Source organism: Pediococcus argentinicus, assembly GCF_001437605.1.
In the GTDB taxonomy this organism is placed as follows: domain Bacteria; phylum Bacillota; class Bacilli; order Lactobacillales; family Lactobacillaceae; genus Pediococcus; species Pediococcus argentinicus.
In genome coordinates, this window is record NZ_JQCQ01000013.1 from 1 (window position 1) to 23,121 (window position 23,121).

General features: G+C 37.4%; 22 protein-coding genes. 3 read left to right on the plus strand and 19 right to left on the minus strand.

Features of this window, described 5'->3' with window-relative positions; translation table 11 throughout:
• Nucleotides 1-8: 8 nt before the first annotated feature.
• Nucleotides 9-860 carry a hypothetical protein gene (locus IV88_RS04310; RefSeq protein ID WP_057799139.1) on the minus strand — a complete coding sequence of 284 codons (852 nt, stop codon included), beginning with the start codon at nt 858-860 and terminating at the stop codon, nt 9-11.
• Between the two features lie 169 nt (nt 861-1,029).
• Here IV88_RS04310 and IV88_RS04315 point away from each other — a divergent pair, with 169 nt between their 5' ends.
• Nucleotides 1,030-1,761, plus strand: coding sequence for an MIP/aquaporin family protein (locus IV88_RS04315; protein WP_057799141.1), 732 nt, complete (start codon nt 1,030-1,032; stop codon nt 1,759-1,761).
• A gap of 43 nt (nt 1,762-1,804) precedes the next feature.
• Here the strand turns inward: IV88_RS04315 and ccpA are convergent, their stop codons facing one another.
• Nucleotides 1,805-2,809, minus strand: coding sequence for a catabolite control protein A (gene ccpA / locus IV88_RS04320; RefSeq protein WP_057799143.1), 1,005 nt, complete (start codon nt 2,807-2,809; stop codon nt 1,805-1,807).
• Nucleotides 2,810-2,987: 178 nt separating this feature from the next.
• Between ccpA and IV88_RS04325 the strand changes: the two genes are divergently transcribed.
• Complete coding sequence (locus IV88_RS04325) at nt 2,988-4,085, plus strand: M24 family metallopeptidase (RefSeq protein ID WP_057799144.1); 1,098 nt, start codon at nt 2,988-2,990, stop codon at nt 4,083-4,085.
• Nucleotides 4,086-4,184: 99 nt separating this feature from the next.
• Here the strand turns inward: IV88_RS04325 and spxB are convergent, their stop codons facing one another.
• The 3 genes from spxB to IV88_RS04340 all read right to left on the minus strand — a co-directional run bounded on the left by spxB (nt 4,185) and on the right by IV88_RS04340 (nt 6,856).
• Nucleotides 4,185-5,939 carry a pyruvate oxidase gene (gene spxB, locus IV88_RS04330; RefSeq protein WP_057799146.1) on the minus strand — a complete coding sequence of 585 codons (1,755 nt, stop codon included), beginning with the start codon at nt 5,937-5,939 and terminating at the stop codon, nt 4,185-4,187.
• A 140-nt stretch (nt 5,940-6,079) separates the two neighbouring features.
• The gene (locus IV88_RS04335; protein WP_057799148.1) at nt 6,080-6,427 is read right to left on the minus strand and encodes a hypothetical protein; all 348 of its coding nucleotides are present in this window, start codon (nt 6,425-6,427) and stop codon (nt 6,080-6,082) included.
• 12 nt (nt 6,428-6,439) lie between these two features.
• On the minus strand, nt 6,440-6,856 hold the full coding sequence (locus tag IV88_RS04340) for a DUF948 domain-containing protein (protein WP_057799150.1): 417 nt from the start codon (nt 6,854-6,856) through the stop codon (nt 6,440-6,442).
• A 158-nt stretch (nt 6,857-7,014) separates the two neighbouring features.
• Between IV88_RS04340 and IV88_RS04345 the strand changes: the two genes are divergently transcribed.
• The gene (locus IV88_RS04345) at nt 7,015-7,857 is read left to right on the plus strand and encodes a mechanosensitive ion channel family protein (RefSeq protein WP_057799152.1); all 843 of its coding nucleotides are present in this window, start codon (nt 7,015-7,017) and stop codon (nt 7,855-7,857) included.
• Between the two features lie 25 nt (nt 7,858-7,882).
• Here IV88_RS04345 and IV88_RS04350 read toward each other — a convergent pair whose 3' ends face one another.
• The 14 genes from IV88_RS04350 to tgt all read right to left on the minus strand — a co-directional run bounded on the left by IV88_RS04350 (nt 7,883) and on the right by tgt (nt 23,097).
• Nucleotides 7,883-8,479 carry an XTP/dITP diphosphatase gene (locus tag IV88_RS04350; RefSeq protein WP_057799155.1) on the minus strand — a complete coding sequence of 199 codons (597 nt, stop codon included), beginning with the start codon at nt 8,477-8,479 and terminating at the stop codon, nt 7,883-7,885.
• A 9-nt stretch (nt 8,480-8,488) separates the two neighbouring features.
• Entirely contained in the window at nt 8,489-9,283 is a 795-nt protein-coding gene (gene murI / locus IV88_RS04355; protein ID WP_057799157.1) for a glutamate racemase, read from the minus strand.
• A 109-nt stretch (nt 9,284-9,392) separates the two neighbouring features.
• Nucleotides 9,393-9,704, minus strand: coding sequence for a thioredoxin (gene trxA / locus IV88_RS04360; RefSeq protein ID WP_057799159.1), 312 nt, complete (start codon nt 9,702-9,704; stop codon nt 9,393-9,395).
• 84 nt (nt 9,705-9,788) lie between these two features.
• Nucleotides 9,789-12,143, minus strand: a complete 2,355-nt coding sequence (locus IV88_RS04365) for an endonuclease MutS2 (RefSeq protein ID WP_057799161.1) — start codon at nt 12,141-12,143, stop codon at nt 9,789-9,791.
• A gap of 75 nt (nt 12,144-12,218) precedes the next feature.
• Nucleotides 12,219-12,509 carry a DUF1292 domain-containing protein gene (locus IV88_RS04370; RefSeq protein WP_057799163.1) on the minus strand — a complete coding sequence of 97 codons (291 nt, stop codon included), beginning with the start codon at nt 12,507-12,509 and terminating at the stop codon, nt 12,219-12,221.
• A 9-nt stretch (nt 12,510-12,518) separates the two neighbouring features.
• Nucleotides 12,519-12,959, minus strand: a complete 441-nt coding sequence (ruvX, locus tag IV88_RS04375; protein WP_057799165.1) for a Holliday junction resolvase RuvX — start codon at nt 12,957-12,959, stop codon at nt 12,519-12,521.
• Nucleotides 12,959-13,240: an IreB family regulatory phosphoprotein gene (locus IV88_RS04380; RefSeq protein ID WP_057799167.1), complete on the minus strand. Its 282-nt coding sequence runs from the start codon at nt 13,238-13,240 to the stop codon at nt 12,959-12,961. Before IV88_RS04380 ends, ruvX begins: the two co-directional genes overlap by 1 nt.
• Nucleotides 13,241-13,336: 96 nt before the next feature.
• The gene (alaS, locus tag IV88_RS04385) at nt 13,337-15,976 is read right to left on the minus strand and encodes an alanine--tRNA ligase (RefSeq protein WP_057799168.1); all 2,640 of its coding nucleotides are present in this window, start codon (nt 15,974-15,976) and stop codon (nt 13,337-13,339) included.
• A gap of 261 nt (nt 15,977-16,237) precedes the next feature.
• Entirely contained in the window at nt 16,238-17,602 is a 1,365-nt protein-coding gene (locus IV88_RS04390) for a DEAD/DEAH box helicase (protein WP_057799170.1), read from the minus strand.
• Complete coding sequence (locus tag IV88_RS04395; protein WP_057799172.1) at nt 17,599-18,555, minus strand: DHH family phosphoesterase; 957 nt, start codon at nt 18,553-18,555, stop codon at nt 17,599-17,601. The genes IV88_RS04390 and IV88_RS04395 overlap by 4 nt, the downstream gene beginning before the upstream one ends.
• A gap of 19 nt (nt 18,556-18,574) precedes the next feature.
• On the minus strand, nt 18,575-19,723 hold the full coding sequence (dinB, locus tag IV88_RS04400) for a DNA polymerase IV (protein ID WP_371862095.1): 1,149 nt from the start codon (nt 19,721-19,723) through the stop codon (nt 18,575-18,577).
• Nucleotides 19,724-19,814: 91 nt separating this feature from the next.
• Complete coding sequence (gene zwf / locus IV88_RS04405) at nt 19,815-21,308, minus strand: glucose-6-phosphate dehydrogenase (RefSeq protein WP_057799174.1); 1,494 nt, start codon at nt 21,306-21,308, stop codon at nt 19,815-19,817.
• A gap of 162 nt (nt 21,309-21,470) precedes the next feature.
• Nucleotides 21,471-21,890, minus strand: a complete 420-nt coding sequence (gene yajC / locus IV88_RS04410) for a preprotein translocase subunit YajC (RefSeq protein WP_057799175.1) — start codon at nt 21,888-21,890, stop codon at nt 21,471-21,473.
• A gap of 64 nt (nt 21,891-21,954) precedes the next feature.
• The gene (tgt, locus tag IV88_RS04415) at nt 21,955-23,097 is read right to left on the minus strand and encodes a tRNA guanosine(34) transglycosylase Tgt (protein ID WP_057799177.1); all 1,143 of its coding nucleotides are present in this window, start codon (nt 23,095-23,097) and stop codon (nt 21,955-21,957) included.
• Nucleotides 23,098-23,121 lie beyond the last annotated feature (24 nt).

Here is a 23,121-nt window from a genome sequence, read left to right on the forward strand (position 1 = left end):
CTTTTGGGCTAGTTATTTCCCAGCTTCATCTTTTTTGATCTAAAATGTGTAATTTTAACGATAATCCATAAAATTATCCCTACAACAGCCATTATAATGGCTGCTAAGAATCCCGTGGTTAAAACATCATTGCCAACTTGCTTAATCAAGTCACTAGCAACTTGGTATTGGTTACTCAATTGACCAACAATATTGGATAAGTAAACTGCTCCAAATCCAATTCCGCTCAAAAGGCCTGTCCAAAATAAAGTACTACTAATTGCACTAACAAAAATGAGACTAAATACTGCCAAAACAAACCAAATAACTAATAAGACGCCACTAATAATCATCGTGATTCGATTTACATTCACCAGAGTTTGAATATCTGATGCGTAAGTATTAAGTTGATTCGTATTAAGTTGGTTGTTAATCACATTAACCGCTTGACTGGCAATTGTATTGGACAACCCCATTCCAAGTGCAGTGGCATTACTATTTGAATTTTTCAATCCGTTATTAACCACACTGCTAACAATCTGTTGATCAACCTGAACTGTCTGACCAGCATACAATTGTTCAGCCATTTTCTGTACGACCTGATTGATTGCTCCTTCAGGAACAATGTCTTGATTGTTAACTCCATATTTCTGCAATTGACTATTAACAGACTGCTCAATATTGCTACCAATTGAAGAACTCACTACCTGGTGACTCATATAGGTACTATTCAAAACAGTTCTACTAAAAAGTAAGCTCATAAAGAAAATTAAACCAGTAATAACCATGATTAAACGTAAACCAAAATGATGCTTTGGTTTAGTAGATTTTAAATTTTGTACAGGCTCATCATTACTGATTTGTTCGTGCTTACGAGCCATTCTACTGTCTTCGATATTTAACACTTCTTCCTTACATTTATCAATTTAACTACCATTATATCAATAACTATCACAATCATCATAAATTTTCTAGCTTTTATATGTCTATTTAGTATATACTTTTAAATGTTGCTTACAAAAACTACATAGTATTTAAGGAGTTATTTTTATGACATATTCTTTTCCTGCTAAGCTTTTAGCAGAATTTATTGGTACTGCAATTTTAATTATTTTAGGTAACGGTTCAGTTGCCAACGTTGAGTTAAAAGGAACTAAAGGTAATGGTAGTGATTGGTTATTAATCGCTCTTGGTTACGGATGTGGAGTTTTAGTTCCTGCCATGATGTTTGGAACTATTTCTGGAGCTCAAATCAATCCTGCTTTCACGATTGGTTTAGCAGTTGCTGGAATGTTCCCATGGGGTCAAGTTATTCCATTTGTAATTGTTCAATTGTTAGGAGCTATGGTTGGTCAATTGATCGTCTATGCTGCTTACAAACCTCATTATGATCAAACTACTAATCCCGAAGCAATCCTTGGAACATTTAGTACAATTGATGCATCTAAGAGTCATTTGAACGGTTTCATTAATGAATTTGTCGGATCATTCCTATTATTCTTGGGTGCTGTAGCATTAACACATGCTCCATACTTCAAAGCTAACATGGGTACCGTATTCATTGGTTTAGGGTTACTTGTTATGACATTAGTAGCTTCCCTAGGCGGTCCTACTGGTCCTGCTCTTAATCCTGCTCGTGATTTAGGTCCAAGAATTATTCATGCGCTACTTCCAATTCCATTTAAAAAAGATTCACACTGGCACTACGCTGCTGTTCCAGTAGTTGCTCCAATTCTTGCTAGTATCAGTGCGTTAGAACTTTACAAAACATTCTTCATGTAACAAAAAAGAGATTTCACTTAAATGTGAAATCTCTTTTTTCGTATTAATCTTTTGTACTTTGTCTAAATACCATTTCAAATGGTAAGGCAATGTTACGTTCATCTACGTCTTCACCATTCATTAATTTAGTTAAAAGACGCATAGCCACGGCACCAATATCATACATTGGTTGAACTACCGAACTCAATTGTGGACGAACCATCTTTGTAATATCAGTATTATTACTTGAAATGATTTCGAAATCTTCAGGAATCTTTACACCCAAGTCTGTTAGACCATTCAAAACACCTGCAGCGATGCCGTCATCACTTACATAAGCAGCTGTTGCTTTGCTTGAAGCAATTTCGCTAGCAATTTTAATCCCAGCATCGTATGAACGAGCTGTTTCAAAAACTAAACTTTCGTCAAACTTAATCTTGTTATCCTTTAAGGCTGCCTTATATCCAGCTAAACGATATTTACCATTAACTGGTTCTTCAATTGAACCTGACACAAAAGCAACTTTTTTATTACCAGTTTCAATCAACTTACTGATTGAGTTCTTAACTGCTTCTTTGTAATCGATGCTGACAGAAGGCATTGCCTTCTTATCGTCAACTGATCCAGCAAAAACGATTGGTGTCTTTGTATTCTTAAATGCATCACGAAGCCGATCATCAATCGAGTTACCCATGTAAATTACACCATCAACTTGTTTTGCAAGCAAGTTTTCGAGCACTTCTAACTTACGGTCAATACTCTCGTCTGAGTTTTCCATAATAATGTTGTATTTATACATAGCAGCAACATCATCGATTCCTCGTGCTAATGATGCAAAGAAAGCATTCGTAACATCAGGTAAGATCACGCCAATTGTTGTTGATCGTTTACTTGCTAATCCACGAGCAACCGCATTTGGATGATAGTCTAACTTAGCAATAACATCGTCAACCTTTTTACGTGTTTCGGGTTTAACATTTGGATTGCCGTTCACAACACGAGAAACGGTAGCCATTGATACACCGGCTTCACGAGCAACATCGTAAATTGTAATTGTTTGTTTTTCCATTATATATTCCTCTATTTACTGATATGATTTGTTTTCATACATTTTCATTACCATGAATACGTTATCAAATTTAGAGCACTCATGCAAGTTTTCCATGACATTTATCACCTTCTGATTTCATTGAAAAAATTCCCTGTGTGCTATAATCGAAATAACTCTTATAGAAAGAAGCGATTAGATGACACAATTAGAAAAAGTCCAACAATGGGTGGCCGAACAACATCTCGATATTGCTTACATTAGTAATCCAGAAAGTATTCAATACCTAACTGGTTTTGCAAGTGATCCCATCGAACGAGTTTTGGCACTATTTGTTTTTCCAGACCATGATCCATTTATCTTTGCCCCAGCCCTTGAAGTAGAAGCTGTGAAAGATACCGGATGGAAATTTCCAGTTTACGGATATCTTGATCATGAACCAGCATTCGATATGATTGCTGGATACATCAAACAAATCAATCCAAATCCTATTCACTGGGGAATCGAAAAAGAGAGTCTAACCGTTGATCGTTTTGATTTAATTAAAAATCAATTTAATAATGCAGATTTTGAAAAGAATGTTACTCCTGTAGTTCAAAATCTTCGGTTAATTAAAACTAGTTCAGAAATTGCTAAACTTGACGCTGCAGGACGTGAAGCCGACTTCGCTTTTGAAGTTGGTTTCAACGCTATCGCAGAAGGTAAATCAGAAGCTGATGTTGCTGCTGAATTAGAATTTGCTCTCAAAAAACGTGGTGTTATGAACATGAGCTTTGATACATTAGTCCAAGCTGGTGCTCACGCTGCAGAGCCACACGGTGCAACAGGTCTTAACAAGATTGAAAAGAATGAACTTATTCTCTTTGATTTAGGAACAGTTCACGAAGGATACATTAGTGATTCTTCTCGTACCGTCGCATTTGGTACCCTTAATGACAAACAAAAAGATATTTATGACGTTTGTTTGGAAGCTCAACTAACTGCCCAAGCTGCTGCTAAACCTGGAATGGTTGCAGAAGATCTTGATAAACTTGCACGTGATATCATTTCAAAAGCTGGCTATGGCGAATACTTCATTCACCGTCTAGGCCATGGAATGGGTATGGGCGAACATGAATTTCCTTCAATTATGGAAGGAAACAAAATGGTACTTCAAGAAGGCATGTGTTTCTCAATTGAACCAGGAATTTATATTCCAGGAGTCGCCGGAGTTCGAATCGAAGACTGTGTTCACATCACTAAAGATGGTGCTGAACCATTCACACACACATCAAAAGAACTTAAGTATATCAATTAATTTAATAACGCTTATATGACCAGAGAGACTAACATTTCTCTGGTCTTTTTGTACAAAAAAATCCGACTACGCGTGAGTGCAGTCGGACTTTTCATAAAACTATTCAGCAGAATATTCTGCTAGATATTCGTCAAATGGTTTCAATTCACCAGCATCGTATTCAGCCTTGAATTGATCATCTTCATAAATTGAACCATCATCTTTACCCAAGTCAAACTCAACTGGAATACCACGTTTACTTGTAATATTAGCGTCAATTAAAACTGGGCGACCAGCTTTGTATTCTTTCTCAGCTTCTTCAAATGCAGCATGTAATTCACTGAATTTATCAACTCTAATACCTTTGACACCCATACCTTCAGCAATTTTGGCGTAATCAGCATCGGTTAAATCAACACCAAATTCTGGTTGTGGTACATCGTCTTGTTCCGACTTAATAAAGCTTAAGTGACGATTTGAAGTAACAATATTAATGATTGGTAGGTTATAGCGTTTTTCAGTAATCATATCTTGCATAACCATTGAGAATGCACCATCACCGGCGATATTGAATGCTTGGCGGTCAGGATAGCTCAATTTAGCAGCCATTGCCCCTGGAATACCACATCCCATTGTTGCAAATAATGCAGATGTTAATAGTTTTTGTTTTGGATTCATATCTAAGAAACGGAAACTATTGATGGTATTGTCACCAACATCCATTGAGAATACAGCATCGTCATCAGCGATTCGATTAATTTCTTTGTAGACTTGTTCATATTCAAGTGGTTCGTCAGTACGATCCATTAATTTCTGGAGATATGCACCCCAATCTTTTTGTGCTGCAACAGCGGCTTTGTAGTATGCATTTGGTTCAACATCCTCACTAATTTCAATAGCCTTCTTAGCAAATTCCTTTGCATCAGACCAGATACCTAAGTCTAAATGATGGTGACGACCAAACTTGGATTGATCATTATCAACTTGGATATATTTGAATGGACGATTTGCGTAAACACTTTCAGCAAATGGGAAGTTTGCCCCAATTGAAATTACTAAATCGGCTTTCTTAATTAATTCATTTGCAACTTTAGAAGCAGCACGATTGATTGGTCCCATATTACCCTCAAAGCTGTCAGGAACAACACCTTTTGCTAATCCAGTAATAATAATTGGAATCTGCAATTTTTTAGATAATTCTTCGTATTCCTTATCTGCACCGCGGGCACCTTGTCCTAGATGAATAACCGGATATTTAGCATCCTTAATCATATCTAATGCTTCCTGAACTAGTTCAGAATCAGGCAATGGCTTTGGTAGTGCTTGGTTGCGTGTTCTTTCACTGGTATAAGGGATATCAGGAATTTCAACATATCCAAAATCATTTGGAATGACAACTACAGCAACACCATTTTCTTTATAAGCCCAACGAATAGCTTTATCAACTAAGTATGGAAGACTTTCGGCCGTCATTGCAGTCCGATTAAAGATTGCAACATCGTCAAACATTGGAGCTTCGTTAAATTCTTGGAAATAATCATAGTTCATACGGTTATGTGGCACTTGTCCAACTAATGCTAATACTGGTGCATTATCTTCACGTGCATCATATAAACCATTCAATAAGTTAACGGCACCTGGTCCGGCTGAGCCAAAGCAAACTCCAACTTTTCCAGTTAATTTTGCATCTGCAGCTGCTGATAAAGCTGCAACTTGTTCATGACGTACTTGGATGTACTGCAAGTTCTCTTGTTCTTGTTGCAACGCATTCATCGTAGAGTTAATCGATCCACCAGGATACCCATAGATGTGGTTTACACCCCAAGATTCGATAACTTTTAACATTGCTACTCCTGCTTGTACTTTTTCTGTCATATTTAATGCCCCCTACAATATTTTGAAAGCGTTTACCTTCACGAATATTATCTATTATTTATACATTCATATCAACTAATACGCTTGTAGTTAACAAAAAAAGAACCAAAACAATTAAGTTTTGATTCTTTCAATAATTACTATTTATCGTTCTTTGGCATAAATACTTCAGTAGGTGCTTGATAATTATCACTTGATTTGTCGATTGTGATGTCATCTTCTTGATCACCTAAGTCGTCATCAACGTTGAACTTGCTATTAGCACGGTTAGCTAAATCAATTCCACGTTGTTTTAAATCTGAAACTGATGAGCTAGCACGGTCACGCCATTCGTCTGTGTTGAAATCGTGATCTTCCTTAATTTCATCAAACTTATCAATTGCTGCATCACGTAATTCTTCAGGTGACACGTTTGTTAACTTAAGAGTTGCAGCTACTGCAGCGGCTCCACCAATTACAACACCAAATAGAAAACTTGCTTTAGACATATTTAATTCCTCCTATTCACTCTTTTTGTTCTTACGGTTCTTATATAGGTTAACAGCGCCTTTACCAACGTTCATCGCTGTTGCAACCTTTCCGGTATTCTTACTCTTTGAGGTTGAAGTTACTCGACCAGCCAAGTTCCGAGTTGCATTATTGAGATCAGAAGTACTTTCGCTCAAATCTGCAATAGCTTGGAACAGCGGATCAATAGTTGCAACCTTTCCGTTCACATCTTTTAATAGGTCATTACCGTTTGCCATAATATCCTCAGCTTCATGTGAAATTAGATCCACATCCCGAGTAATCACTGCCAAACTTTTATTTATTTCGCCTAACGTTCTAGCCGCATTAATCAATACAAGTCCAATAAATAGGACTAATACTAACAATGCAACTGCAGCAATAATTGCTGCGATACCGCCACCTGTCATTTGATAACCTCCTATTGTATTATGCTTAAAGAATAGCATTGTGGCGCAGTACTTGCAATGAAAACCATAACAAATGGCTTAATTAATTCGGGAATTAATTTCAGAATATTTTTTAATCCAAAAATTTGTTAAAATAAGTACCTAACGGAGGAATTTTCATGCATCCATTCATACTTAGTAAGTTTAGTCCGATTCAATCTCAGTTGAGTAAAATTAACTGGGAGAAAATTGGTGAACTAATAATTAGTCATATTTTTGAAATTGTAATTATTACTTTAATTTTTATCGTTATTAATCGCATCGGTAAGTTTGTATTGATGCGATTGTTAGACCAATATCGAACAACTAACGGTGGATCAAAACGCGGTGATACTATTTATGTCATCGTTATGAACACCTTTAAATATACGGTCCTATTTTGTTACCTATACATCATCTTATCTAACATTGGTGTACCAGTTGGAACACTTGTCGCCGGTGCCGGAATTGTAAGTATCGCGATTGGACTTGGTGCTCAAGGACTCGTTTCAGATTTAATCAATGGCTTAACCATTTTAATTGAGGGACAACTACGAGTTGGAGACCAAGTCACGATTCAAAATATCGACGGTAAAGTTTTTGCGATTGGGCTTCGAACAATTGAACTTCATGCCAGTGATGGAACCGTTCATTTCATCCCTAATCGATCTGTCGCCTTGATTTCCAATCATTCACAGGGAAATAGCACTTTAACTTTCTATTTAACACCAGCTAACGTGGCTGATGTCGATCGTTCCAAGGACATCTTAAAAACCGCTCTAAATAAAGCAAAAGCTCAATCAGACAAACTACACAGTAATCCTATCATTACTGCACCTACTATTAATCCAGATACCCATAAAATCAGTATTAAGGTATCTGCAAAGGTCAATTTGGATTATCAGTCCGCAATGCAAACGATGCTCTTAGATCGTTGTATTCAAGCTCTAGTGGCTGAAGGTATTGAATTAGAGAATAAATAAACGAGGCTGGAAAATTTTCCAGCNATTATTTCCAAAACTCATCAAATCGTTCCATTAGATCTTCGATTGCACGACCACGATGACTAACTTGATTCTTTTCATCGCTAGTCAATTCGGCAAATGTTTTACCTTTTTCTGGTAAATAGAATAATGGATCATATCCAAATCCGTTATTACCACGCGGAACACCTAATATACGTCCATGAACATCACCATTGCCGATTAGTTCTTGACCATCTGGTTTTCTTAGAACCAACGTTGTATGGAAGTTGGCTGTCCTTTTTTCATCTGGAATTCCACCCATTTCCATTAGAACCTTAGCATTGTTAGCTGCATCATCATGATTACCAGCATATCTTGCAGAAAAGATTCCTGGACGTCCATGTAAGGCATCAATCTGAAGTCCTGAGTCATCTGCTAATACTGACAATCCAGTAACCTCAGCGTAACCCTCAGCTTTTAAGCGAGCATTTTCCTCGAATGTCAAACCAGTCTCAGCAATTTCAGAATGCTCTGGAAAGTCTTTTAAGGATTTTACATCAATTCCCTTTTTAGCAAACACTTCCTTAAACTCCCGTAATTTACCTTCATTCTTAGTTGCAATAACAATTGTTTTTTCCAATTCAGTCTCCTAATCAATCTTTGCTAATTGAACGTTTGTATTCATACCTAATAAGTCATCTGCAATTGTCTTAAATTCTTCCAAATTAGCAGTGGTGTAATACTCTTCAGATTCTACCGTCTGACCAACAAAACCATCTGTTTTTTGTAATTGCTCTTTCAAGTCTGAAACAGCCTGTAATCCAGGATCAACTAATTGAACCTGTTCACCCACAGCTGTTTGAATCGCTGAACGTAGATGTGGAAAATGAGTACACCCCAGAATCAAAGTGTCTAAATTATCAGGTTCTAATTGTTTTAGCTGTTTTTTTACAATACTTTCAGTTTCTGGTGCTTTAGACTGGTTAGCTTCAACTATTCGTACAAAGTCTTGGCATGCGAGTTCCTTAACAAAAGCATTTTGATCCAATTTATGAATGGTTTCACTATAAATTTTTGATTTAATAGTTCCATCAGTAGCAATAACTCCAATTCGCTTAGAATTAGAAGTTCGTAAAGCAGCTTCAGCACCCGGTTGAATCACACCAATCACTGGAATATTATAACGAGCCTGCAAAGTTGGTAATGAAGCCCCTGTTGCGGTGTTACAGGCAATTACAATTGCTTTGACATTCTTACTAACTAAGAAATCACCCATTTGAATTGCAAAATCAACAACCTCAGTAGTTGGACGAGGACCATAGGGCACTCGAGCTTCATCCCCAATATAAATTGCTTTTTCATCTGGCAATAACTGGTGCAGTGATTTGACTGCTGTTAAGCCACCTACACCAGAATCCATAAATCCAATTGGACGATTATCCATTTTAAGTGCCTTCTTTTCTTGAATTAATTAACTTCTATTTTAACAAAAAAAGAGCTGTGAAAACACCATAATCGGCTCCACAACCCTTAATTTATCACTAAATCAGATTCTACAAATATTGATTTAAGATCTTTTCTAGTTGTTCCTTAGAATGATAACCTACAATCGTATCAACGACAGCGCCATCTTTTTTAACGAGTAAAGTTGGAATACTCATGATGCCAAAACCTTGTGGAGTATTTGGATTTTCATCAATATCCATCTTTGTAAAGTGAACTTTGTCACCCATCTCTTCGTCTAACTGCTCAACAACTGGTGACTGCATCCGACAAGGACCACACCAAGTTGCCCAGAAATCAGTTAATGTAACACCATCTTGAGTCTTTTCTTCAAAGTTCTTATCATTGATTACTTCAACCATAATAATTCCTCCTCGTCTTATCTTGGTATAATTCTACCAGTTCGAATAATTTTTGGAAAACAATTTGCTTACATTTTACAAGTGCTAACGTAATTTAACAATTGTTGCTCCATTACCACCCGCATTAGCAGGTGCATAACCGAAATCTTTAATGCGTTTATTGGCTTGTAAATACTTAGTAATACCGGCACGCAATGCACCAGTCCCTTTACCATGAACAATTGTAACTTGGTCATAGCCAGCCAGAATGGCCGCGTCAATGTATCGATCAACCTCAACCATGGCTTCTTCGTATCGTTTGCCACGTAAATCCAAAGTAGTTTTAACTGAAACAGATGCTGTTCGACGGACATTTGTTCTAGTTCTCTTTTCAATACTTCTTGCGGATTCCACTAATTCCAGTTCATCCACACTAACTTTCATCTTGATAATACCAAGTTGAACTTCCCAATGATTTTGATCGGCCTTCCGAATTAACTCACCTTTTTGGCCGTATGAAGTAACAATCACTTCATCGTTTGGATGCAATTCTTGGCGGGCTTTAGCACGATTCAAAACTCGATTACGTTTTAGATTAGTGTCCTGGCGTAAAGAATTCAACTTACTTTTAGCTTCAATCAAATCATTTTCTTGATAGCCTGCATTATGTTCCATCTTACGAAGACGTTTAATAATCTTATCTGCAGTTTCTTGGCTGTCATTGACAATTTGATTAGCCTCTTCTTTAGCTTTTTCGACCATCTCTGTCCGTTGTCTTTGAAATGAATCAACAGCACGGCTTAAATCAGTTCGTAACTGATTGGAGTCTTTCAAAGTACTTTCTAAATCATTTGCTAAATTAGTTGTATGTTTTTGTCTGCTTGTCAGATCCTTAATCATATTATTAAGATCCTGACTATCTTGATCAACTAAACCTCTGGCTTGATCGATAATTGCAGTGTCCAATCCCAATCGATTAGAAATTTCAAAAGCATTACTTTGTCCTGGAATTCCAATTAATAATTTATACGTTGGCTGTAGAGTAGCCACATCAAATTCCATGCTTGCATTAATAGTTGCTGGTCGTTCATACCCATAAGTTTTCAATTCTGGATAATGAGTCGTTGCCATCGCCATACTACCGGTCTGACGAACGCGAGCCAATATTGCAATTGCTAAAGCGGCACCCTCTTTAGGATCAGTTCCGGCTCCTAGTTCATCAAATAGAACTAGTGAATCATGATCAAGCTTATCCAAAATTTGAATAATATTATCCATGTGAGACGAGAAGGTACTTAAGTTTTGCTCAATTGATTGTTCATCACCGATATCAGCAAATACTTCTTTAAAAATGCCAACAGTACTATTCTCATTGGCTGGAATAAATAGTCCAGATTGCGCCATCAATTGAATTAAACCAACCGTTTTAAGAGTGATTGTCTTACCACCCGTATTAGGTCCAGTAATGATTAGAGTTTGATAATCATCACCCAATTTAATATCATTTGCCACTGCTTTGTTTTGATCCAATAGTGGATGACGAACTTGTCTTAAGTTGATTACATTGGTACCAGAAATACGTGGTTCAGTTGCGTGCAATTTGTGAGCATACTTGGCCTTACCATTTAGTAAATCAAGATGTCCTAATACCCAACTATTTTCTCTCAAGTCATCCCGGTAAGGAATTAATAATTCGCTAAGTTCTTGGAAGATTCGTTGTTCCTCGGCAATTTCAGCCAGCTGATTTTGACGCAACTGATTATTCAAATCGACCACTGCTTCAGGCTCAATATAAAACGTTAGCCCAGACGCACTTTGATCATGCACCACTCCACCAAAACGACTACGTGAGTCAGACTTAACTGGAATTACATATCGATCATTTCGAATTGTAACGATTGGGTCACTTAAATATTTTGCATTTGCTCCACGCGTATATTTCTCCATCTTGGAACGAACCTCTGATTCTAAGCGACTGATATTCGTTCTGATTTTTCGAAGTTCTGGTGAAGCTGCGTTAGTTAAATGACCGTTACCCTCAATGGATTCTGACAAACGATGCTCAACTTCTGGCAACAAAACTAATTGATCAACTTTCTGATTTAAAACTCGAATATTGATCTCTTCGTCTACCAAATCTTGAAAGAAAGTTGTAACCTCACGAGTAGCCCGAAGAACTTGACCAATTTGTGCAAGTTCTTGACCATTCAAAGTTGCCTCTATTTTCAATCGTCTGAGTGGTTCCACAATATTTGCTAACTTAGGAATTGGAATCCCACTTTTCACACGATAGATATCCACTGCATCTAAGGTTTCTGTCAAATCCTTTTGAATTGAATCAACGTCCGTCTTAGGAAACATCTCTAGTAATTCCTGCTGTCCGTTAGCAGTTCCTAAAAAATCTTTGATTGCATCTTTAACTTTTTGATATTCTAAAATATCTAATATTTTCTTATTCATTTATCTTTCCATCTTTAAAGTAAAAGAGCCCGGCACAAAAACAATGTTTTGTCCTAGACTCAGTTAAACTACATACTATTCGTTATCTTGATCGCCAAGGAAAGTATTCAAAACTTCCTCAACCATATCCCATTCATCGTCAGATTCAATTGGGCTAAGTTCGCCCTCCCCTAAATCATGATTTTCATCTGGTTCGAATGAATAGGCTTGAATATCAACCTCTTCATCTTCAGCAGCTTCTGATGGGTAAAGTAACACGTATGATTTACCATAATCTTCTGAATCAAATGTGAAAAGAACTGTATAAAGTTCTTCGTTGCCGTGATCATCGACAAGTGTGATTTGTTGTTCTTCTTCGTTATCCATAATATATCCTCACTTAAGTTCGTTTAGTAGTTTTCCGTGACCGTTTAAATAGTTTTCCAAAATCAGACTAGCTGCCAACTTATCAATTACTTTTTTTCGCTTTGCTCTGGATGTATCAGCTTGTTCAACCAACATCCGTTCGGCTTCAACAGTCGTCAGACGTTCATCCTGATAATCAACGGGTAATTCAAAAGTATCTTCCAACAACTTACCATAAGCACGTGCAGCATCAACGCGGGGTCCTTCAGAATTGTTCATGTTTTTAGGTAGTCCGACTACAAAGCCAACGACTTCATACTTTTTGACTAACTCTTTCACACGTTCAATTCCGAACTCTTCTTCATCCTCATTAATTCGAATGATTTCAACACCCTGCGATGTCCAGCCAAGTGAATCACTTACAGCAATTCCAACAGTTCTAGATCCAACGTCTAATCCCATTAACCGCATTACTTCTGATCCTTCTTTGTTGCATCAACTTGATCGGCAAGATAATAGCGCACTAATTCCTCAATAATCTCATCACGTTGATGCTTACGGATCAAGTTCCGAGCATCATTAAGACGGGGAATATAAGCCGGATCACCAGAGATTAAATAACCAACAATCTGATCGATTGGATTATATCCCTTTTCTTCTAGTGCATCATAAACCGTTTTTAAAGTTTCATGCAAATCATTAGATTTACTGTTACCAAAATCAAAAAACATTGTTTCATCGAGTTTTCCCATTGTTGGCACCTCCTACTATATACATACTGGAGTAAATTTTACTTGATTATCACCGAAATCACAATGATAGCGACTTCTCGTAATCAATTCGTAATATTAGCGTGCTGCAAGCCATTGATGAGCTTCAGCTAATGCATCCTCAATTCCAGCAGGATTGGAGCCACCCGCTTGAGCTAAGTTTGGACGGCCGCCACCGCCACCATTAACTTTACCCGAAATAGCTTTAATCAAATCTCCAGCTTTAACACCTTGCTTAATTAAGTCTTCCGCAACTGCGACAATCAAATTAGCCTTGCCACCAATTTCAGCACCTAAAACAAGTACTTGTGATGACTTCTTGTTCTTCCAGTCATCTGCCAACTGACGTAATTGATCCATTCCAGCAACGTCAACCTTAGCTGTAATTAAGCTAATGCCATTTACATCTTCTGGATTATCAAAAATACCAGCTGCTTGGTCTTTTGCAATTTGATCTTGTAACTTCTGAACTTCTTGATTTAAAGATTTAACGTTATCAATTTGTTGAGCAACTTTACTTGGGACATCTTTCACTTGAGCTGCTTTTAACAAACCAGCCGTTTGTTTCAAGAGATTCTCTTCTTTAAGCAAGAATTCATAGGCTGCTTGAGATGTAACAGCTTCAATTCTTCGAACACCAGCACCAACACCGGATTCAGACACGATTTTAAAGAGTCCTAGTTCGTTGGTATTCTTAACATGTGTTCCACCACAGAACTCACGTGAGAAGTCATCAACACTAACAACACGAACCTTCTTGCCATATTTTTCACTAAATAGAGCAATTGCTCCCATTTTTTTAGCACTTTCAAGGTCGGTTTCAACTGTTGTAACAGGAATTTCTTCGTAAATTTTATCGTTAACTAGCTTTTCAACTTTGTTTAAATCTTCTTCAGTAACTTGACCAAAATGAGTAAAGTCAAAACGTAAATATCCTGGTTCAACAAGTGAACCAGCTTGCTTAGTATGATCGCCTAAAATACTACGTAAAGATTGATCTAACAAATGAGTGGCTGTATGGTTCTTTTCTACCTTAAGATGGAATTCTCGATTGACGCTTAAATTGTATTTTTCACCCTTACTCATTGGTTTAACAAGCTTAACAGTGTGCAAGTTTTGGCTATTAGGAGCATGTTGAACGTCTTCAACCGTAGCAACTAATTGACCGTCTTGGTCTTTAATTTCACCAATATCGGCGACCTGTCCACCCATTTCGGCATAAAATGGTGTCTTATCAAAGATTAACTCTGCAGTACCACGCTCAACATGGTCAACCAATTGATCATTCTGAACAAGATCAGCAAGAACTGCTCCATCAACTGTTAAAGTGTCATAACCTACATATTCACTTGGCGTCTTCAAATCTGTTAATAAGTCTGATTGAACACCCATTGAAACTGACTTTGAACGAGCTGAACGAGCACGTTCCTTTTGTTTAGCCATCTCAGCATCAAAGCCTGCACGATCTAATTTAATACCTTGATCACCAGCATATTCTTGAGCTAATTCAAATGGGAAACCATAAGTATCGAACAACTTAAAGGCTTGCTTACCATCAATTTCACTACTACCGTTTGCCTTGGCTTCAGCAATAATGTTATCTAATAAACCAATTCCATCGTCTAGAGTTTCATTAAAGCGATCCTCTTCAGATTGAACAACTTTTTGAATATATGCTTTTTCTTCTAATACTTCTGGATAGTAATCCTTCATGATTTCGCCAACTACAGGTACTAAATCAACGAGAAAGGCTTGATCAATTCCAAGCTTCTTACCATGCATAACAGCACGACGAATCAAACGACGGATAACGTATCCACGTCCTTCATTTGAAGGAAGAGCTCCATCACCAATAGCAAATGTGATGGCACGGGCGTGATCAGCGATAACCTTAAATGAGACATCTTGTTCCTTGGTATCGCCATATTTCTTGCCACTCAGTTTTTCAACTTCATGAATCAAAGGTAAAAACAAATCTGTTTCAAAGTTAGTTGGTGCATCTTGGAAGACTGAAACAACACGTTCAAGTCCCATCCCCGTATCAATGTTTTTATGTGGTAATGGTTCGTATGATCCATCCGGTTCGTGATTAAACTGTGAGAACACAATGTTCCAAATCTCAAGCCAGCGTTCATTTTCACCACCAGGATAATTTTCAGGATCATCATCAGCTAAGTTATTGAACGATGGACCACGATCATAAAAGATTTCTGAATCAGGACCACTTGGACCTTCACCAATATCCCAGAAGTTATCTTCGATTTCGACAATGTGCGTTGGATCAATTCCTGTTTCAAGCCAAATCTTCTTGGCATCTTGGTCTTTAGGATAAACAGTTACGAATAGTTTTTCAGGATCCATTCCAAACCATTCTTTAGAAGTTAACAATTCCCAGGCCCAATGAATAGCATCTTGTTTGAAATAATCACCAACTGAAAAGTTACCTAACATTTCAAATAAAGTGTGATGACGAGCTGTATGCCCAACATTTTCAATATCGTTCGTTCTAATACTCTTTTGAGAACTTGTTAAGCGTGGTACTTCAGGAACCACACTACCATCAAAGTATTTTTTCATTGTTGCAACACCAGAGTTAATCCACAATAAAGTTGGATCATCTTGTGGTACTAATGACGCACTTGGTTCAACGACATGTCCTTTTGATTTAAAGAAATCTAAGTACATTCTTCTGATTTCACTACTTGATTTTCGTTCCAATTATTCTTCCTCCTGAAAATAAAAAACACCATTGCCAGTAAAATAAAGACGCTTTCACGCGGTACCACTTTACTTGCAACGATGTTTTGATCGTTAACCTCTTAAACTCATAACGCTGAGTCGCGTAACACTTATCAAGGTAGCCCAACCTATCAAAAGTCGTTTCTCCCACCACCGAAACGTCGCTGAAATCTTTTAAATAGCCTGTATGTCCTTTATTCATTCATAATTATAGGTTAAGCAACCAGTATAAGTCAATTCCTACCGATTTCGATTAGCACGTGATTGCTTAATTTTAGCCTTCTTAGCTTCTCTAAACTCTTGGTGCTTAGCTACTCGTCGATCACGTTCATCTTTATCAGAAATAGCCTTACGAATTCGGCGCTTGTAACCAGGCTTAACCTTCTTTTTCTTCTTCTTAACGTATCCAACCATCGTTGGGTCAAGTTTCTTGTGATCCTTAACTCTTTTTGTACGACGATCACGATCATAAGTGTCTACCAATTCTCCATTGGAAATAGCCTTTGGTTGGAACTTAACGCCCATTTGTTCTACTTCAACAACCTTATCTTCATCGTTAGGCTTGTAAAGAGTAATAGCTGTTCCACTCATACCATTACGGCCCGTACGACCAACTCGGTGAATAAAGTATTCAAGGTCTTCTGGAATATCATCGTTAATTACCAGTGATACACCTTCAATATCAATTCCGCGGGCTGCCAAATCAGTTGCTACAACAAATTGATATTCTAAACGATGAATTTCTTTCATGATGCGCTTACGTTCACGAGGCTGAATTCCTCCATGAATTTTAGCAACTTTTAAACCTTGGCTCTTAAGATAATCAGTAATATCATCTGCTCGTTCTTTGGTGTTTGCAAATACCAAAGCAAGGTATGGTTCACCAAGTGTTAATAGCTGATAAATCACCTGGTTCTTATCGCGACCCTTAGTTGAAATAAGTAAATTTTCAATTGTAGGACTGATGGTTGTTTCTGTTGGAATTTCTTCAATAGCTGGATTTTCCATATACTTACGCAAGAAAGTATTTAAACTCTGTGGAATTGTTGCTGAAAATACTAGCATTTGTAAATGTTCTGGCATACTTGCGGCAATCTGATCCACTTCATTTAAGAATCCCATATCTAACGTCATATCGGCTTCATCAATAACCATAAACTTAACTTGGCGCATATTAAGAGCACGTGCTTTAAGTAAATCAAGCACACGACCCGGTGTTCCAATAATAATTTGTGGTTGGTGATGTTCAAGCTTTTCTAATTGGCGTTTTTTATCAGTTCCACCAACATAATTACCAATTTCAATTGGTTGTTCAGACTTCTTAGCCAATTGTTTAGCAGCTTCATAAATCTGATATGATAGCTCACGACTTGGCGTAGTGATTACGGCCTGAATAGTATTTTGTTCAGGATCGATTTGATTAAAAATTGGTAGTAAAAAGGCATGTGTTTTACCACTACCTGTTTGAGACTGACCTACTACACTTTTACCGTCATTAATAAGCGGTATGATTTTATTTTGAACCGGTGTTGGTTCTTTAAAATTGATTTCTTCAAGCGCATCCATTAAGAATGGCTTTAAATTAAATTTTGCAAAATTGTTCATTTATTTTCCCCGTATTTAACTGCGAGTTCGTTCAACTCAGTAATAATATCATTTATTTCATTTGTATCAGCGGCTTTGGCACCACTTGCAAGTGGATGACCACCACCGTCATGCTTTTTAGCTAGTTCATTGATAACTGGACCTTTTGATCGCAATCGAACTCGATAGCTATGGTCTTGTTGCTCAACAAAAATGGCCCAGCAACTAACTGTATCTATTTTACCTGGTAAAGAAACAATTCCGGCTGTTCCTGCATCCTGAAGCTTAAATTGTTCCAATATTTCATTGGTTAAAATGATATGAGCAGCACCATTCGTTTCAACTTGTAAGTTTTCAAAAACGTAGGCAGATAGACGTGCTACTGCTTCTGACATACTATCCATCTTTTGGTTAACTGCTACCATATCAAATTTAGTATCCATCAATCGTGCAACAACTTCATGAGTGTGCGCACTAGTAGCAGGATACAAGAAACGACCTGTGTCGCCCACAATCCCAGCGTAAAGTAATCTTGCTGCTTCAGCACTTAGCTTTAGTTCATCCTTAAATTGTTCATAAAAGTCATAAACAAGCTCTGAACTACTAGAAGCATCCTCTTCAACCCACATAATATCTCCATATGGATCATCATTAGGATGATGGTCAATCTTAATTAAATAATCTCCGTTTTCATAACGTCGATCATCAACACGTGGTGGATTAGCAGTATCAACAACAATTACCAATGCGTCATCATAAAAGTCATTATCTACTTCATCAACCGTTCCAAGCCAACTTAAACCATCAATTTGTTTACCAACTACCTTGATTTGCTTAAATGGAAAAGAATCACGCAAAATAGTTGCTAAGCCGATCTGTGAACCAATCGCATCAGGATCCGGGCGTTGATGACGGTGAATCACAATTCGATTATATTTTTTTATTTTCTCAAAAATTTCATCTAAAGTACTCATAGTTTCCCCTTTATTGATTTCATTCAAGCTTACCATAAAATGAACTTTCACGTTCGAATAGTGGCAAAACAACATCTTGATAATTTAAATCAGTTAAATTAGTCAGCGTAATCCCTAATAAACGAATACCTTGACTAGCATCCCCAATCTCATCAAACAGTTGGCGAGCGTAGAAATAAAAAGTTTCCGCATCATTTTGAACGAATTCGTCCAAAGTAATTCGTTTAGTCTGGGTTTCAAAACTACTATACCGTAATTTCAAAACAATCGTCTTACCATGTTTTTGCTGACGACTAACGTATGTCATTAATTTTTTAGCAATCAATCTTAACTGTATATCGACCTCTGAATCAGTCGTAAGCGGATTGCCATAGGTTTCTTCTTTTCCAATTGATCGCCGTTCTCTTTGATATTCAACGGGGCGATCATCGATTCCACGCACCTGTCGGTATAAAACATACCCAAATTTCCCGAAATAATGCATCAAGTCTGTTTCCGACAATTTAAATAAATCTGCTCCAGTTTCAATTCCCAGATCATGCATCTTGGGTACAGTTTTTTTACCAACTCCCCGAAAGCTTTCGATTGGCAGTCGAGCTAAGAAGTCATGCACATCGTCTTGAAAAACCATCGCCACTCCGATTGGTTTTTCGTATTCTGATGCCATTTTAGCCAAAAATTTGTTGTAAGAAATTCCAGTTGAACAGGTTAAATGCGTCTTATCAAAGATTTCTTTCTGAATTTCATGCGCAATTGCGACAGAACTAATCATGTTTTTTTTATTTTCGGTTACATCTAAGTACGCTTCATCCAATGCGACTGGTTCTATTTTATCAGTATATTCATGAAACACTTCATGAATTTGAGCTGAAACTGCGCGATACTTTTCAAAGTCTGGTGTTTTAAAAACAGCTTGTGGACATAGCTCTAATGCCTTCATTGCGGGCATGGCTGAATTCACTCCATACTTTCGTGCAACATAGTTCGCAGTTGTCACTACCCCATGACCTCCAGTCTCGCGCGGGTCATGCGCAATAACAAGCGGTAATGTTCTGTATTTGGGATTATCTCGCATTTCAATGGAGGCATAAAAAGCGTCCATATCGACATGAATAATCTTTCTCGAATCATCTACTCTCATTGGAATATTCAGTTCATCTGATGCCAATATGTACGCCTCCTCCATCATTTTTCGACTATTCAATACAAAAGGCTGTGACCAAAAATGATTGGCACAACCTTCATCAGTTATTCAGATTCTATTTTAAAGGATTAAAGACCCAATTACGACCATCATTAGTCAATAATTCATCAGCATCCTTTGGTCCCATTGATCCACTTTCGTAGTTCGGGAAGTTTGCATCTTCGCTATCCCAAGCTTCACGAATCACATCAACTAGTTTCCAAGCACGACTAACTTCATGCCAGTGAGCAAAGTTGGTCTTATCACCGCGCAGTGCATCATGAATTAAACGTTCGTATGCATCAGGAATCTTAGCCTTTTCTTCTGGCGTCTTACGATAACGTAAGTGTACTGGATTGATATTGTAACCCTGATTACCATACTTAGTATTTAATTTGAGTGTATAGCCCATTTCTGGCTCGATATAAATTGTTAGAACATTGTCCTGCAATCCAATCGCATCATTGTCTTCAACATTATGGAAAATATCTGTATCTACGTTCTTAAATACCACGTTGATTTGAGTTGTCTTTTTAGCGAGACGTTTACCTGTTCTAACATAAACTGGAACGCCTTCTAAAGTAGGGTTATGACTAATGAGCTTACCAGCAACAAATGTGTCAATTTGTGAATGTTCGTCAGTACCTTCTTCATCACGGTAACTAGCTTGAGTTTGGTTAGCATCTTCTCCGTATTGTCCACGAACAAAATTCTTTTTAGCCTCATCAACAGAATATAACTGAATGTTATTTAAAGCTTCAACTTTCTTATCACGTAAATGGCTTGCATCATACACGTCAGGTTTTTCCATAGTTAAGAGTGACACGATTTGCATGATGTGGTTTTGAACCATATCACGTAACGCACCAGCGGTTTCATAATAACCTGCTCGTTCCTCAACCCCTAAGGATTCAGCCAAAGTAACCTGAATATTATCGATATGTTCCTTATTCCATAAACTACTAATGATTTGATTACCAAATCTAAGTGCAGCAATGGATTGAATAGGTTCCTTGCCCAAATAGTGATCAATTCTAAAGATTTGATCTTCAGCAAATGAGCCTGAAACTGAATCATTCAACTCTTTAGCAGTCTTATAGTCTCGACCAAATGGCTTTTCAATAATTAGACGATTAAAACCATTTTCAGTTAATAAGTTTTGATCTTTTAAATGAGATGAAATTGTACCGAAGAATCTTGGTGCCATAGCTAAATAGTACACACGGTTTCCATTCAGTTCATATTTAGCATCTAATTTATCAGCCAAGTTTTTTAAATTGACATAATGTTCAGCGTCATCAACGTTATGAGATTGATAATAAAAATGACTAGCAAATTTACGTGCCAGCTCAGTGTTAGTACGCTCAACATCGCGACCATCATCTGCAATCGCGTTCAAAACAACTTCGTGAAAATGGTCATCACTCCAAGGGCGACGAGCAGTTCCAATAACAGCAAAATTTTCTTTTAAATATCCTTTTTCATATAATCTGAACAATGATGGATAAAGCTTACGATAAGCTAAATCGCCAGTTCCACCAAAAATTATAAATAGTGCACGTTGATCCATTTCAAGTGCCTCGCTTTCAATTTTTCATATGTCTAATTATGTATCAAAAGTACCCCTTACTCAACTAAAAACCATCTAATTTGGTTAATTATTTTAGAATGTCTATTTAAGTGGATAAAAAAATTCTGAAACGGATAACCGTTTCAGAATTTATTAACAATATTATTCGCCAAGATCATCCTTAGCGTCTTTTGTTACATCAGTTGCGTCTTCTTTAACATCTTCAACGGCATCTTTTGCTTCTGTTGCTGGTTTTGTTTCTTCAGGTTTATCATCTGATTCAACGCTTTCCTTTGCAACTTGTTGATCAACACGCATAATTGCGGCACGATCAAAAACTAAGTACACACCATCGCAGTCTAAAGTAACGGTTTTAGCATCATCATCGATTGAATCAACGACACCATGCAAACGACCGATTGTTGTAACATTATCGCCGACATTTAACTTACTCATCATTTCTTGACGTTGTTGTTGCTGTTTACGTTGTGGACGGATCATCATAAAGTACATTAATCCAAGAATTAATGCAAAGAAAATAATTGAACTCATTCCACCAAGTGGATTTGCTGCTAGTAACATTCTTTCACCTCATTTTTGGTTTATACATATACTCTAACAAAAAAACGGTACTATAACCAGATGTTTAGAAATTCTTAGTCGGATTTTCAGTATATCCGTATTCATCGAAAAAGTTTTGTCTAAATTCCAAAAGATTGTCATCCATAATTGCCTGACGAACATCTTTCATCAAATGAACCAAAAAGTGCACGTTGTGAATACTTGTTAGACGCAATCCGAAAGTCTCGTCAGTCTTAAGTAAATGTCTGATATAAGCTCTAGTGTAGTTACGGCAAGCATAACATGTACAATTATCATCTAGCGGTGTGAAGTCACGAGCATATTTAGCATTCTTAACAACTAAACGACCGTGACTAGTCATACATGTACCATTTCTGGCGATTCGTGTTGGCAAGACACAGTCGAACATATCAATTCCACGAATAACTCCATCGATTAAAGAGTCAGGAGAACCAACTCCCATTAAGTAACGAGGTTTGTTTTCTGGAATGAGCGGTGTTGTAAAGTCAAGGACTCGATTCATTTCAGCTTTTGATTCACCAACTGAAAGTCCACCGATTGAATAACCAGGGAAGTCCATACTTACTAAGTCAGCTGCACTTTGGCGTCGAAGATCTTCAAAACCAGCACCTTGAACAATTCCAAATAACCCTTGTGTATCTGGATTACGATGAGCTTTTAGTCCACGTTCAGCCCAACGGCTAGTTCGTTCAACCGAATGCTTCACGTAATCATAACTTTCAAAGTATGGTGGACACTCATCAAAACTCATCATGATATCTGGTCCCAAATCATTCTCGATTTGCATTGCTTTTTCAGGTGAAAGGAACATTTTACTCCCGTTCATTTCATTTCTGAAACGAACTCCCTCTTCACTAATATCGCGTAGCTTAGCAAGTGAGAATACTTGGAAACCACCAGAATCAGTAAGAATTCCCTTGTTCCAATTCATAAACTTGTGTAGACCGCCAGCTTCTTTGACAATATCTTCACCAGGTCGTTCCCATAAATGATAAGTATTAGCCAAAATAATATCAGCACCTAAATCATCTAATTCCTCAGGTGACATAGCTTTAACTGTAGCTTGCGTTCCAACTGGCATAAAGATAGGTGTTGGGAAAGTACCATGCGGAGTGATTACCTCACCCAAGCGAGCGCCTGTATGCTTTTCGGTTTTGATTAACCGATATTTAATTGCAGGTTCCAAATTAAATCTCCATTCAATTATTTA

What these genes read in the sequence shown, in the direction of transcription:
- IV88_RS04310 (WP_057799139.1), bottom strand. Translation starts at nt 860, where the DNA reads ATGGCTCGTAAGCACGAACAAATCAGTAATGATGAGCCTGTACAAAAT.
- IV88_RS04315 (WP_057799141.1), top strand. Translation starts at nt 1,030, where the DNA reads ATGACATATTCTTTTCCTGCTAAGCTTTTAGCAGAATTTATTGGTACT.
- ccpA (WP_057799143.1), bottom strand. Translation starts at nt 2,809, where the DNA reads ATGGAAAAACAAACAATTACAATTTACGATGTTGCTCGTGAAGCCGGT.
- IV88_RS04325 (WP_057799144.1), top strand. Translation starts at nt 2,988, where the DNA reads ATGACACAATTAGAAAAAGTCCAACAATGGGTGGCCGAACAACATCTC.
- spxB (WP_057799146.1), bottom strand. Translation starts at nt 5,939, where the DNA reads ATGACAGAAAAAGTACAAGCAGGAGTAGCAATGTTAAAAGTTATCGAA.
- IV88_RS04335 (WP_057799148.1), bottom strand. Translation starts at nt 6,427, where the DNA reads ATGTCTAAAGCAAGTTTTCTATTTGGTGTTGTAATTGGTGGAGCCGCT.
- IV88_RS04340 (WP_057799150.1), bottom strand. Translation starts at nt 6,856, where the DNA reads ATGACAGGTGGCGGTATCGCAGCAATTATTGCTGCAGTTGCATTGTTA.
- IV88_RS04345 (WP_057799152.1), top strand. Translation starts at nt 7,015, where the DNA reads ATGCATCCATTCATACTTAGTAAGTTTAGTCCGATTCAATCTCAGTTG.
- murI (WP_057799157.1), bottom strand. Translation starts at nt 9,283, where the DNA reads ATGGATAATCGTCCAATTGGATTTATGGATTCTGGTGTAGGTGGCTTA.
- trxA (WP_057799159.1), bottom strand. Translation starts at nt 9,704, where the DNA reads ATGGTTGAAGTAATCAATGATAAGAACTTTGAAGAAAAGACTCAAGAT.
- IV88_RS04365 (WP_057799161.1), bottom strand. Translation starts at nt 12,143, where the DNA reads ATGAATAAGAAAATATTAGATATTTTAGAATATCAAAAAGTTAAAGAT.
- IV88_RS04370 (WP_057799163.1), bottom strand. Translation starts at nt 12,509, where the DNA reads ATGGATAACGAAGAAGAACAACAAATCACACTTGTCGATGATCACGGC.
- ruvX (WP_057799165.1), bottom strand. Translation starts at nt 12,959, where the DNA reads ATGCGGTTAATGGGATTAGACGTTGGATCTAGAACTGTTGGAATTGCT.
- IV88_RS04380 (WP_057799167.1), bottom strand. Translation starts at nt 13,240, where the DNA reads ATGGGAAAACTCGATGAAACAATGTTTTTTGATTTTGGTAACAGTAAA.
- IV88_RS04390 (WP_057799170.1), bottom strand. Translation starts at nt 17,602, where the DNA reads ATGAACAATTTTGCAAAATTTAATTTAAAGCCATTCTTAATGGATGCG.
- IV88_RS04395 (WP_057799172.1), bottom strand. Translation starts at nt 18,555, where the DNA reads ATGAGTACTTTAGATGAAATTTTTGAGAAAATAAAAAAATATAATCGA.
- zwf (WP_057799174.1), bottom strand. Translation starts at nt 21,308, where the DNA reads ATGGATCAACGTGCACTATTTATAATTTTTGGTGGAACTGGCGATTTA.
- yajC (WP_057799175.1), bottom strand. Translation starts at nt 21,890, where the DNA reads ATGTTACTAGCAGCAAATCCACTTGGTGGAATGAGTTCAATTATTTTC.